Genomic DNA, 10,957 nt, shown 5'->3' with positions numbered 1-10,957 from the left:
CCGTGGAGACGGTGTGTGCCCCGGTCGCCGTCTGCGTCGCGGCCCACAGGAACAGCGCTGTCTCCAGGCCCTCGCGACCGACGGCCAGGGCGGCGACGAGGGCGAGCGACCAGCGACCGCCGTCGGCGGCGCGGTCGATCTGGCCGCGAAGCTCGCCGCTGAGACTGCGCGCGGCGCGCGCCATCCAGAAGATCATCCAGGTCACGAATGCCACCGCGACGATCGACAGCGAGCCGCCGATCGCCTCCTGGGCCTGGAAGGTCAGGCCTCGCGGTCCCCAGGTGAGCAGGGCTCCGAAGCCCAGGCTGACCAGAATCGCGAGCGCGACGCCGCCCCAGATGGGCGCAAGCAGCTGACGCCGCTCGGTCTTCACCAGGTACGCCACCAGGATCGTCACGACGAGCGACGCCTCGAGGCCCTCACGCAGGCCGATCAGGTAGTTGCCGAGCATGGACGCCACTGTACGACACCGACTTAGGTTTGCCTAACCTACCCTCGGTCGGGAGTCAGCGTCACCTCTTGTGGGGTTATCTTGGGGTTATAGTGACCTCCAGGAGGTGCCCATGTCGCCGAAGATCAACGTGTACCTGCCCGACGACCTCGCCGCCGAGGTGAAGGCGTCGGGGATCCCCGTGTCCGCGGTCTGCCAGCAGGCGCTCGCGGACGCGGTCGCCCAGGCACAGATCGGCTGGTCGGAACCTGCCGGACCCTGCGCCACCGACGACCTGTCGAGGAACTTCACCAAGCGCGCGTACGGCGTGCTGGCCGACGCGGAGAAGGCCGCCGAAGCGGCCGGGAAGAAGCCGACCACGGTCGAGCTGATGGCCGCCATCGTCGACTCCGGCGGCCTGGCCGTCACCGTGCTGACCGCCGCGGACCTCGACCCCGACGACGTGGTCGACGAGCTACGGGGACGCGCCCAGCGCGGAGGCAAGGCGGGTGCGCTCAACGCGGTCGCCGAGCTCGCCGTCGAGCAGGCGCGCGGGCTCGGGCACAGCTACGTCGGCACCGAGCACCTGCTGCTCGCCGTCACCGGCGGCCCGCAACGGGAGCTGGCGCGGCAGACGCTGCGCGACATGGGTCTCACCCACGAGGACGCGCTCCGGGGAGTGGCGACGGCGCTGTCGGCCTACATCTACGCGCGCGAGACCCTCACGTTCAGCGGCATCTCGGCGCCGATCCGGGCGGTCCTGGAGGACATCCGTTCGCGACTGGCACGGCTCGAGGAGCGCCCTTCGGGGTGAGGTCAGCCGATCCTGATCACCAGCTCGCCGTGGGGGATCGAGATCCAGCCATCGGGGTCGGCCGCCCAGGCGAGCCAGGCGTCGGCCAGCTCGCGCAGCTCATCACGGCTCGCCCGCCGCTCGCGCACGAGCTGGTCGGCGAGCGCCGTACCGGTGATCCGGTCGGCCCACATGCCGCCCCACCAGGCCCGGGTGTCGGGGGTGGCGAAGCACCAGGTGCTGGACGTCGCCGTGACGTCGTCGAGGCCCGCGGCGTGAGCCCAGGCGAGCAGGTGGCGCCCGGCGTCCGGCTCGCCGCCGTTGGCCCGCGCCGCGTCGCGGTACAGCTCCAGCCAGCGATCGAGCTCCGGCAGGCCCGGGTACCACGCGAACGCCGCATAGTCGCTGTCGCGCACCCCGACCACTCCCCCCGGCCGCGTCACGCGCGCCATCTCGCGGAGCGCCGTCACCGGGTCGGCGACGTGCTGGAGCACCTGGTGGGCGTGCACGACGTCGACCTCGTCGTCGGGCAGATCGATCGCGTGCACGTCGCCGACACGGACGTCGATGCGGGCGAGGCCCTGGCGGTCGAGCTCGGCCCTCGTCAGCGCCGCCGCCTCGTCGGTGATCTCGAGAGCGATGACCTCGCCCACGAGGCGCGCGAGGTCGGCGGTGATCGTTCCGGGGCCGGATCCGACGTCGAGCAGGCGGTGATCCGGCCTCAGGTACGGCAGGAGGTACGCCGCACTGTTCTCGACCGTGCGCGTGCGGTGCGACCGCAGCACGCTCTCGGCGTGTCCGTGGGTATAGGTCACGCGCTCAGCGCTCCGGTATGGCCCCGGGTGCGGGTTCCGGCAGAAGGTCCTCGAGACGAACGTCGAGCACCCGGCACAGCGCGAGCAGCGTCGAGAGCCGCGGGTTGAGTGGCGACCCGGGGCGCGACTCGCCCTTCTCGAACTTCTGGTAGGTGTACGACGCGATGCCGGCCAGGTGCGCCGTACGCTCCTGGCTCAGCCCGGCGCGCTCCCGCGCTCGCTGCAGGCGGATCCCGATCTCCCGCCCGAACTCTTCCCAGGTGGGCTCTCGTCGTCGTTGTGGCGCCACCCGTCGATTGTGGTGGCGACCGAGCCCGCACATGGTCATACCGGTATGGCAATTCCCAGATTGCTCTCCACTCCTGTGGACAACCGGCGTTCCGCACGCCGGGATGTCGGACATCGCCTCTAGGTTCCGAACGGGGTCCGATGGACGGGGGAAGGATGCAGGAGCACACCGACGACACCGCAGCGCTCGACGCGTGCCCGCCCTGGTGCGGGCGCGACCACCGAGCCGGGTTGCACCCCGACGACCAGCACCACGCGAGCCGGCCGCGGCGCGTCGCGCTGGTCACCGGGGACCCCGCTCTCGACCCGGACGACCTTGCCGTCCCGGGCGCGGTGGTCGCGCGACTGTTCCGCCGGACCGACTCCGAGCAGACCTGGCTGGAGGTGGTCAGTGAAGAAGGTCGCGACGTGCGGATGGTCGCCACGCTCGACTCGGCGGGCCGACTGTTCGCCGTTCTGCGCGACCTGCTGTCGGCCGCGTCACCCTGATATCCACAGCTCGGTATCCCATCTATACATGCCCATCTTGATATGGCAGAGTCCCGATATCGAAGACGCTCCGTCGATCTCGGGAAAGGACCCCACGATGACTCCCCCACTGCGCGCCGGCCGAGCGCGCGCCCTCCTCGCCGTGTCCGCGGCGGTGGTGCTGACCCTGTTGACACCCACGGTGTCGACGGCTCGACCGGCCGATGACGTGCCGAAGGCCCAGCACCGCATCCTCGGGTCGCACCTGACCAACCACCACACGCATGTAGAGACCTGGATCGTGGGCTACTACCACTACCGTCGGCGCGTGCGCATCCACGGCCACCTGCGAGCGAAGCGGTTCTACGGCCTCCGGGTCTCGGCGCAGCACTGCAACCGCCGCCACTGTTGGGGACGCACGGTCCACGGCAAGCTGTGGTCCCCCCACCAGCCGGGTCGACCTCTGCGCCATGCGCGGAACGCCACTGCACCGGCCGCCTCCCGGGCTCGGGCCGACCTGTGCCTGCAGGGCACGCCGTCGTGTGCCGCCCCCTGGAACTGGTTCGCGAAGTATGTCGACACCCGTCAGCGCGAGCTCGTCCGCCGATTCGTGAACCCGTGCGCCAAGGGCGGGCTGGAAGGGGGCGGAGTCGTGGCCGCCACCGATCTCTCGGCCCGGATCCTGCTCGAGGGTGGGGTCCTCACCGCTGCTCGCGCCGGATCGGCCTTCGCAGGTCCGCCCGGGATCGCCCTCGGTGCGGTCAGCGGCTGCATGGTCGGCGAGGCCGCCGGTGGAGTGCATACGGTGAAGGCCCTGCTCGACCATCTGAACCCGTTCATCCGCGAGGCACGTCCTCGTGGGTAGGCTTCAGCGGATCCGCGCGAGCCGGATCACCCTGGAGGTCGCGTCCTGGACGATCGGCATCCTGGTGATCGTCGGGCTCACCATCGCCGTCGTGGCTCTCGCGGACCATCTCGGCTGGTCGTGGCCCGGAGCGTGACCCGCGTCGGCTCTCGGCGGTTCAGCGGGTGGCGGTGCCCTCGGTGTAGTCGTCGTCGTGCGACTTCACCCAGGCCATCAGCTTGCGCAGCTCGCGGCCGGTCTGCTCGATCGGGTGCGCCTCACCCCTGGCACGCAACGCCTTGAACTCCGGGCCACCGGCGTCCTGGTCGTCGATGAACCGCTGGGCGAACGAGCCGTCCTGGATCTTGCCCAGGATCGACTTCATGTTCTCCTTGACGTGCTCGTCGATCACGAGCGGGCCGGAGACGTAGTCGCCGTACTCAGCGGTGTCCGAGACCGACCAGCGTTGCTTGGCGATGCCGCCCTCGTACATGAGGTCCACGATCAGCTTGAGCTCGTGCAGGCATTCGAAGTAGGCGACCTCCGGCTGGTAGCCGGCCTCGGTGAGCACCTCGAAGCCGTACATCACCAGCTGCGAGGCGCCCCCGCACAGGACGGCCTGCTCGCCGAACAGGTCGGTCTCGGTCTCCTCGGTGAACGTCGTGCGGATACCACCGGCACGCAGGCCGCCGATGGCCTTGGCGTAGGAGAGCGCGACGTCCCAGGCCTTGCCGGACGCATCCTCCTCGACGGCGACCAGCACCGGTACGCCGCGGCCGTCGACGTACTCGCGGCGCACCAGGTGACCCGGACCCTTGGGCGCGATCATGATCACGTCGACGCCGGCGGGCGGCGTGATGTAGCCGAAGCGGATGTTGAACCCGTGCCCGAACACCAACGTGTCCCCGGGAGTGATGTTGGGCTCGACGGCCTCGGCGTACAGCGTCCGCTGCACGTGGTCGGGCGCCAGGATCACGATCACGTCGGACTCCTCGACCGCCTCGGCCGGCGTCAGCACGCGCAGGCCCTCGGCCTCGGCCTTCTCGCGCGACTTCGAGCCCTCGGGCAGACCGACTCGGACGTCGACGCCGGAATCACGCAGCGAGAGCGCGTGGGCGTGGCCCTGGCTGCCGTAGCCGAGGACCGCGACGTTCTTGCCCTGAATGACGGACAGGTCGGCGTCGTCGTCGTAGAACATCTGGGCCACGGTGGACTCTCCTTCGGGTCGGACTGGGTGGGTTCTTGCGGTGAATCCGTCAGCTCCCAACAGCCGTCGGGACCGCGATCGGCCGGGGGGTTCGTTCGCTGATCGAGCGCGAGCCGCGACCGATCGCGACCATGCCCGACTGCACGAGCTCTCGGATCCCGAACGGCCCGAGCACCTCCCGGAAGTCGGCGAGCTTGTCGGCGTTGCCGGTCACCTCGATGGTCACCGCGTCCGGCGCGACATCGACGACCTTGGCGCGGAACAGCTGGACGGCGTCGAGCACCTGGCCGCGCGTCGCGGCGTCGGCGCGGACCTTGACCAGCATCAGCTCACGGTTGACCGAGAGCGGTCCGTCGAGCTCGACGATCTTGATCACCTCGACCAGCTTGTTGAGCTGCTTGGTGACCTGCTCCAGCGGAGAGTCCTCGACGTTGACCACGATGGTCATCCGCGACATCTCCGCGTGCTCGGTCGGGCCTACGGCGAGCGACTCGATGTTGAAGCCGCGCCGACTGAACAGGCCGGCGATCCGGGCGAGCACGCCGGGCTTGTCCTCGACCAGCACCGACAACGTGTGAGTGGTCATGTCAGATCTCGTCCTCGTCGAACTGAGGCGCCAGGTCGCGCGCGTACCGGATGTCATCATTGCTCGTCCCGGCGGCGACCATCGGCCAGACCATCGCGTCGCGGTGAACGCGGAAGTCGACCACGACCGGTCGGTCGTCGACCGCCATCGCCTTCTCGATCGTGGCATCGACGTCGTCGGGCGAGTCGCACGCCAGGCCCTCGCAGCCGTACGCGTCGGCCAGCTTCACGAAGTCGGGGATCCGCTTGGAGTCGAGGTCGGTGTTGGAGTACCGCTCGTTGTAGAACAGCGTCTGCCACTGACGGACCATGCCCAGCGACTCGTTGTTGATGATCGCGACCTTGATCGGGATGTCGTTGATCGCGCAGGTCGCGAGCTCCTGATTCGTCATCTGGAAGCAGCCGTCCCCGTCCACCGCCCAGACCGTCGTCTCGGGGCGGCCGACCTGTGCGCCCATCGCGGCCGGCACCGCGAACCCCATGGTCCCGAGCCCACCGGAGTTGATCCAGGTGCCGGGCTTCTCGAAGTCGATGTAGTGCGCGGCCCACATCTGGTGCTGACCCACGCCGCCGCAGTAGATCGTGTCCGGGCCGGCGATCGCGCTGAGCCGTTCGAGGACGTACTGCGGCGCCAGGCTGCCGTCGTCCGGCTGGTCGTAGGCGACCGGGTATCGCCGCTTGATGCCGACGATGTAGTCGACCCACTGCTCGTAGTCACCGGTGCGACCGGCCGCCGCCTCGGTACGCAGCAAGGTCGTGAGGTCGGTGATCACCTCGCGACAGTCGCCCACGATAGGGACGTCCGCGACCCGGTTCTTCCCGATCTCGGCGGGATCGATGTCCGCATGGATCACCAGCGCTCCCGGAGCGAACGAGTCGAGGTTGCCCGTCACCCGGTCATCGAAACGCGCACCCAGGGAGATGATCAGGTCGCTGCGCTGCAGACCGGCCACCGCAGCCACCGTGCCGTGCATCCCCGGCATCCCGAGGTGCTGGGGGTGGCTGTCGGGCAGCGCTCCACGGGCCATCAGCGTCGTCACGACGGGGATGCCGGTCAGGTTCGCCAGCTCCAGCAGCTCGCGCGAGGCGCCCGCGCGGATCGTGCCGCCCCCGACGTAGAGCACCGGCCGCTTGGCCTCGAGGATCAGCCGGACGGCCTCCTTGATCTGCTTGGCATGGGGGCGAGTCACCGGCCGGTAGCCGGGCAGGTGCAGCTCTGCCGGCCAGGAGTACGTCGTCATCGCCTGCAGCGCGGACTTCGCCACGTCGACCAGCACCGGGCCCGGTCGACCCGTCGCCGCGATGTGGAAGGCCTCGGCCACGGTGCGCGGGATGTCGGCAGGATCGGTGACCAGGTAGTTGTGCTTGGTCACCGGCATCGTGATGCCGCGAATGTCGGCCTCCTGGAAGGCGTCGGTACCGATCGCGGTAGCCCCGACCTGGCCGGTGATCGCGACCATCGGCACCGAGTCCATGTAGGCGTCGGCCAGGGGCGTCACCAGGTTGGTCGCGCCGGGCCCCGACGTCGCCATGCACACGCCCACGGCGCCGGTGGCCGCGGCGTACCCCTGGGCGGCGTGGCCGGCGCCCTGCTCGTGACGGACCAGGATGTGCCGGATCGAGGAGTCCATCAGCGGGTCGTACGCCGGGAGGATCGCGCCACCGGGGATGCCGAAGATGTGTCGGGTGCCCGCCGCCTCCAGCGACCGGATCAAGCTCTGCGCGCCGGTCATCGTCGCGCCCGCCTGCTCAGTCGTCACCGTGTCATCACCGTGCCATCACCGTGCCATCACCGTCTCATCACCGTGTCTTCACCTTGTCTTCACCGTGTCCTGTCTTTGACTTCTCTGCTGCCGTGTGGGGAACAAAAAACCCCTCGGCCGAGACGGCGAGGGGCGACGCGTGGACGAGCCTGGGCTCAACCCGCGCGTCGGGTGCGTACAAGGAGATCGAGCCACTCACTGCGCATGGGGACACGGTCCCCGTCCCGGTTCGGCGCCGTCAAGCGCGGGTGCCGGCCGTCCCAGATATTGGTACGCCCGTCCCACCACCTGGGCGCGGATCACCCGCGCCCCCGCCCGGTGGTGACGCACGCCTTGTTGCCCTGGGCGTCGGCGAGCACCCAGAACCGTGGTGCGTACTCGTCGGTGACCAGCGTCCCGCCCGCATCGAGCGCCGCGGCGATCCTCTGCTCGGCGACCTCGGCCGGCACCCGGATGTCGAGATGGAACCGCTGCCGCGGCTCGTCGTGCGGCTCCGTGTGCTGAAACCACACGGTCGGCAAGGAGCCCACGAGATCGAACAGCTGGGTGTCGGTCTCGGGGTCGTCGGTCAGTCCGAGGACCGCGCGCCAGAACGGCTTGATCTCCTCGTGGTCGGCGGTGTCGAGGGCGATCTCCACCACCGACAGCGACGACGGGTCGGCCTCGACGTCGAGGTCGGCGGCCGCTCGGCTGATCAGCCGCGCCAGGTCGACGTCGCGCGAGGTCACGCCGCCGACGTCGTGGCTCCACAGCGTGACGGCGACCGTCGGATAGCGCAGGTCGACGTCGGGATGGTGGTTCGCCTCCTCCGCGAGCGCGCCGATCCGGTTGACGAGCCGCAGGCCGGTAGCGAAGTCACCGGTGCGGTAACGCGCGCGCAAGGTGTCGAAGAGGCGACGCCAATCCGACAGACCTGCCTGTTCCACCTCGGTGAAGGACACGATGTCGGGTGAGGTCATGTCTCCACCCTGCACCCGGATCGGTGAAAAGTGCAGCCCGGGCCGTCAGACCGTCGGAGCCGGACCGATCCGACGGTGGTCGAAGTCGCGTCGCAAGGTGGCGACGTCGGCCTGCGGCAGGTGCCTCTCACCCAGATCAAACGTGTCGTCAACGAGGCTGCCGAGGCAGGTCACGATCATCGCGGGCGGTGCCACGACGAGCTCCCGGATCCGCTCGACAAGGCGCTCCGGCTGGTGCGGCAGCATGGTCGCCTCCCAGTCCAGCCACTTGTGGTGCGGATGAGGGCACCAGATGCGGTTGAGGCCGACGAGGGCGTCGGGTCAGAGCCCATCGAGCGCCTCGCGGACGCTGTCGATCCCCCGCTCCAGCTCGTCGTACGACGTCGACAGGGGCGACAGGCCGATCCGGAGTCCGCCGGGGTCTCGGTAGTCGGGGATCACGTCGCGCTCCCACAGGGCGTTGACGACCTCCTGCATCCGCGGGTGGTGCAGCGTCACGTGTCCGCCGCGGCGTGCGGGGTCGCGCGGCGACGCCACCGTCACGCCGTACGTCGCAAGGCGCTCGTCGGCGAGCTCCACGGCGTACGACGTGAGCTGTTCGGACTTCTTGCGAACGGCGTCGATGCCGGCCTCGTCGATCAGCGCGACCATGTCCTGGATCGCCAGCATCCCCACGACCGCGGGGGTGCCGGAGAGGAAGCGGCGGATCCCCTCGACCGGGACGTAGGCCAGGCCCATCAGGAACGGGTCGGTGTTGCCCATCCAGCCCTGGATCGGTTGGACGAACGTCTCGAGGTGACGCTCCGCGACGTAGCAGAACGCCGGGGAGCCCGGGCCGCCGTTGAGGTACTTGTACGTGCACCCGGCCGCCAGATCCACCTCCCACGCATCGAGCTCGGCGGGCACGGAGCCCACGGAGTGGCACAGGTCCCACAGCACGAGTGCTCCCGCATCGTGCCCGATCCGGGTGATGGCGGGCACGTCGGCGATCCATGCGGAGCGGTAGGAGACATGGCTCAGCGCGACCAGCGCCGTCTGCTCGCCCACGGCGGCGGCGACCTGCTCGACCGTCGCGCCTGCCGCGGTGTCCACGTCGAGCCACCGGATGGTCAGGCCGCACTCGGCCGCCACGCCCATCGCGAGATAGCGGTCGGTCGGGAAGTTGTCGCGGTCGATGACGATCTCGGTGCGGCCGGGCCGCGCGGCCACCGCCGTCCGCATCAGCTTATAGAGCAGCACGGTCGTGGAGTCGCCGACCACCACCTGACCCGCGCCCGCGCCGATGCAGACGCGGCCGATGTCGTCGCCCAGGGTGAGCGGCAGGTCGAACCAGCCCTCGTCCCAGCCACGGATCAGGCGGTCACCCCACTCGTGCTCGACGAACGAGCTGAGCCGCTCCGCGGTCACGGTGAGTGGCCGGCCGAGGGAGTTGCCGTCGAGGTAGACCAGGGGCGAGTCCGTGCCGACGAACCGGTCACGCAGCGGAGCGAGCGGGTCTGCGTCATCCAGGGCGTGCGTCATGGCTGAAGTCTGGCACTGCCGCGGGACATGCTCGGTCGCACTCCGCCTTGGTCCGGTTCATCTCCTCCTTCACGGTCCAGAGCAACATCGTGGTCCTCGCCTCGACCGTGGCCCCCGCCCGCGACCCGGCGTACGACGGGCCGGGCTGGCGCGTGGGGTCGGCTCTGCGCCCGAGTCGGTCATCGCCGGCGTCACTGGTAGCTGACGAAGCTGACCGCCGGCTGGATCCGGCGTACCTGCCGGGGCGTGAAGCGGCGGACATCCCAGTGGTAGAAGAGCTTGAAGCCCTGGCGGAACTGGTGCGGCCGCGTGATCGCGTGGTACGTGGCGAGCTTCTGGCGCTTCGTCCCGAAGCCGTCGGCATGCTGCACCATCGCCAGCCCCGGCCGGTCCACGATCTTGCCGATGTGGGGCAGCATCGAGAGCCGGAACTGGTGGAGCACGAACAGCTTCTCCGGGAGGCCGTCCCGGCGCACCAGGCGCGACAGCCACAACGACGTGCGGTTCACTTCGGCCGCGCGCACGTGCCCGATCACGGTGGCGGGAACCTGGTGCCGGCCCATCCGCCACTCGGGGTCGAGGGCGAGCCCGACCCACGGCTTCCGCAGCGCCCAGGTCCAGCGCTTGGCGACCACCGGGAACGAAGCACGTCCGGTCTGGATGTCCAGCAGGAGGAGTGCGCCGTTGCGATGGGCGGCCCGGACGTACTGCCGGACCAGGTCGCGGGGGATGTCGTGGCTGAAGTCGTGCTCGGGTCCGGGCGACCGGTCGGCCACGGTGACGATCAGCTCGTAGACCGGCTGGATGTGCTCTCCGGGCTCTCGGAACGGCCGGGCCGCGCGCATCAGTCGCCGCTGCATGGTGTCGGGGTCGGTGGCGCCGAGCACGCCCATGGCGCCGGTCTGGGCGGTGCCGTAGTAGGCGACCAGGAACCGGTGGTCGCCGAAGATCCGGTAGCCACCGCCGGGCAGCTGCGGCTTGCGCGGGATGGCCGGCGCTGCGGGCTCGACGTACGACGGTGGGTCGGCCGAGTCGGCCGGATCGTCTGCCGGCACGTTCGGCGGTGTGTCGGTCGCCGGCGGGTCGCCCACGGCCGGGGTCGCGAGTCGGTGGTTGCTCGCCGGCGGAGCCGCGCTCGCAGCCGGAGCGTCGTCGCCGACGTGTCCGACGATGCCGGCCAGAAGGACGAGCACCACGATCCCGACCAGAGCCAGCGACAGCGGTGAGCGCAGGCGTCGTCGCACGGCGGGACTCATCACGCCACTGTGACGCCCGAGCAGATCG

Annotated in this window: 14 protein-coding genes; 4 read left to right on the top strand and 10 right to left on the bottom strand. The window is 70.0% G+C overall.

What is annotated here, in order from left to right; translation table 11 throughout:
• Positions 1-451 (bottom strand): FTR1 family iron permease (locus VGJ24_RS11880; RefSeq protein WP_331500812.1); only part of this gene is annotated, 451 nt, incomplete at its 3' end.
• Between the two features lie 112 nt (positions 452-563).
• Here VGJ24_RS11880 and VGJ24_RS11875 point away from each other — a divergent pair.
• Positions 564-1,244: a Clp protease N-terminal domain-containing protein gene (locus VGJ24_RS11875; protein WP_331500811.1), complete on the top strand. Its 681-nt coding sequence runs from the start codon at positions 564-566 to the stop codon at positions 1,242-1,244.
• Between the two features lie 2 nt (positions 1,245-1,246).
• On the opposite strand, the gene VGJ24_RS11870 is transcribed toward VGJ24_RS11875, so the two are convergent.
• Entirely contained in the window at positions 1,247-2,038 is a 792-nt protein-coding gene (locus tag VGJ24_RS11870; RefSeq protein WP_331500810.1) for a class I SAM-dependent methyltransferase, read from the bottom strand.
• A gap of 4 nt (positions 2,039-2,042) precedes the next feature.
• Positions 2,043-2,327, bottom strand: coding sequence for a helix-turn-helix transcriptional regulator (locus tag VGJ24_RS11865; protein WP_331500809.1), 285 nt, complete (start codon positions 2,325-2,327; stop codon positions 2,043-2,045).
• Between the two features lie 155 nt (positions 2,328-2,482).
• On the opposite strand from VGJ24_RS11865, the gene VGJ24_RS11860 reads away from it, so the two are divergent.
• From VGJ24_RS11860 to VGJ24_RS11850, 3 genes are all read left to right on the top strand, one after another.
• A complete protein-coding gene (locus VGJ24_RS11860) occupies positions 2,483-2,815 on the top strand; it encodes a DUF6907 domain-containing protein (protein WP_331500808.1) in 333 nt (110 codons plus the stop codon).
• Between the two features lie 97 nt (positions 2,816-2,912).
• Complete coding sequence (locus VGJ24_RS11855; RefSeq protein ID WP_331500807.1) at positions 2,913-3,659, top strand: hypothetical protein; 747 nt, start codon at positions 2,913-2,915, stop codon at positions 3,657-3,659.
• Positions 3,652-3,795, top strand: a complete 144-nt coding sequence (locus VGJ24_RS11850; RefSeq protein WP_331500806.1) for a hypothetical protein — start codon at positions 3,652-3,654, stop codon at positions 3,793-3,795. Before VGJ24_RS11855 ends, VGJ24_RS11850 begins: the two co-directional genes overlap by 8 nt.
• Before the next feature lie 21 nt (positions 3,796-3,816).
• Here the strand turns inward: VGJ24_RS11850 and ilvC are convergent, their stop codons facing one another.
• The 7 genes from ilvC to VGJ24_RS11815 all read right to left on the bottom strand — a co-directional run bounded on the left by ilvC (position 3,817) and on the right by VGJ24_RS11815 (position 10,929).
• Positions 3,817-4,845, bottom strand: coding sequence for a ketol-acid reductoisomerase (gene ilvC, locus VGJ24_RS11845; RefSeq protein ID WP_331500804.1), 1,029 nt, complete (start codon positions 4,843-4,845; stop codon positions 3,817-3,819).
• 49 nt (positions 4,846-4,894) lie between these two features.
• Entirely contained in the window at positions 4,895-5,431 is a 537-nt protein-coding gene (ilvN, locus tag VGJ24_RS11840) for an acetolactate synthase small subunit (protein WP_331500803.1), read from the bottom strand.
• 1 nt (position 5,432) lies between these two features.
• A complete protein-coding gene (locus VGJ24_RS11835; RefSeq protein ID WP_414691063.1) occupies positions 5,433-7,163 on the bottom strand; it encodes an acetolactate synthase large subunit in 1,731 nt (576 codons plus the stop codon).
• 329 nt (positions 7,164-7,492) lie between these two features.
• Positions 7,493-8,152, bottom strand: coding sequence for a 4a-hydroxytetrahydrobiopterin dehydratase (locus VGJ24_RS11830; RefSeq protein ID WP_331500801.1), 660 nt, complete (start codon positions 8,150-8,152; stop codon positions 7,493-7,495).
• 45 nt (positions 8,153-8,197) lie between these two features.
• The gene (locus tag VGJ24_RS11825; protein ID WP_331500800.1) at positions 8,198-8,398 is read right to left on the bottom strand and encodes a hypothetical protein; all 201 of its coding nucleotides are present in this window, start codon (positions 8,396-8,398) and stop codon (positions 8,198-8,200) included.
• 75 nt (positions 8,399-8,473) lie between these two features.
• Entirely contained in the window at positions 8,474-9,673 is a 1,200-nt protein-coding gene (locus tag VGJ24_RS11820; protein WP_331500799.1) for a kynureninase, read from the bottom strand.
• 191 nt (positions 9,674-9,864) lie between these two features.
• Positions 9,865-10,929, bottom strand: a complete 1,065-nt coding sequence (locus VGJ24_RS11815) for a hypothetical protein (protein ID WP_331500798.1) — start codon at positions 10,927-10,929, stop codon at positions 9,865-9,867.
• Positions 10,930-10,957: the final 28 nt, after the last annotated feature.

Source organism: Nocardioides sp. (genome assembly GCF_036493135.1).
Classification (GTDB): domain Bacteria; phylum Actinomycetota; class Actinomycetes; order Propionibacteriales; family Nocardioidaceae; genus Nocardioides.
Note: the sequence above shows the minus strand (reverse complement) of the source record. Positions and strands in the feature narration are given on the sequence as shown.

Excerpts from the sequence above, each read along its gene's own strand:
- VGJ24_RS11875 (WP_331500811.1), top strand. The coding sequence starts at position 564 with ATGTCGCCGAAGATCAACGTGTACCTGCCCGACGACCTCGCCGCCGAG.
- VGJ24_RS11860 (WP_331500808.1), top strand. The coding sequence starts at position 2,483 with ATGCAGGAGCACACCGACGACACCGCAGCGCTCGACGCGTGCCCGCCC.
- VGJ24_RS11855 (WP_331500807.1), top strand. The coding sequence starts at position 2,913 with ATGACTCCCCCACTGCGCGCCGGCCGAGCGCGCGCCCTCCTCGCCGTG.
- ilvN (WP_331500803.1), bottom strand. The coding sequence starts at position 5,431 with ATGACCACTCACACGTTGTCGGTGCTGGTCGAGGACAAGCCCGGCGTG.
- VGJ24_RS11835 (WP_414691063.1), bottom strand. The coding sequence starts at position 7,163 with ATGACCGGCGCGCAGAGCTTGATCCGGTCGCTGGAGGCGGCGGGCACC.
- VGJ24_RS11830 (WP_331500801.1), bottom strand. The coding sequence starts at position 8,152 with ATGACCTCACCCGACATCGTGTCCTTCACCGAGGTGGAACAGGCAGGT.
- VGJ24_RS11825 (WP_331500800.1), bottom strand. The coding sequence starts at position 8,398 with ATGCTGCCGCACCAGCCGGAGCGCCTTGTCGAGCGGATCCGGGAGCTC.
- VGJ24_RS11820 (WP_331500799.1), bottom strand. The coding sequence starts at position 9,673 with ATGACGCACGCCCTGGATGACGCAGACCCGCTCGCTCCGCTGCGTGAC.
- VGJ24_RS11815 (WP_331500798.1), bottom strand. The coding sequence starts at position 10,929 with ATGAGTCCCGCCGTGCGACGACGCCTGCGCTCACCGCTGTCGCTGGCT.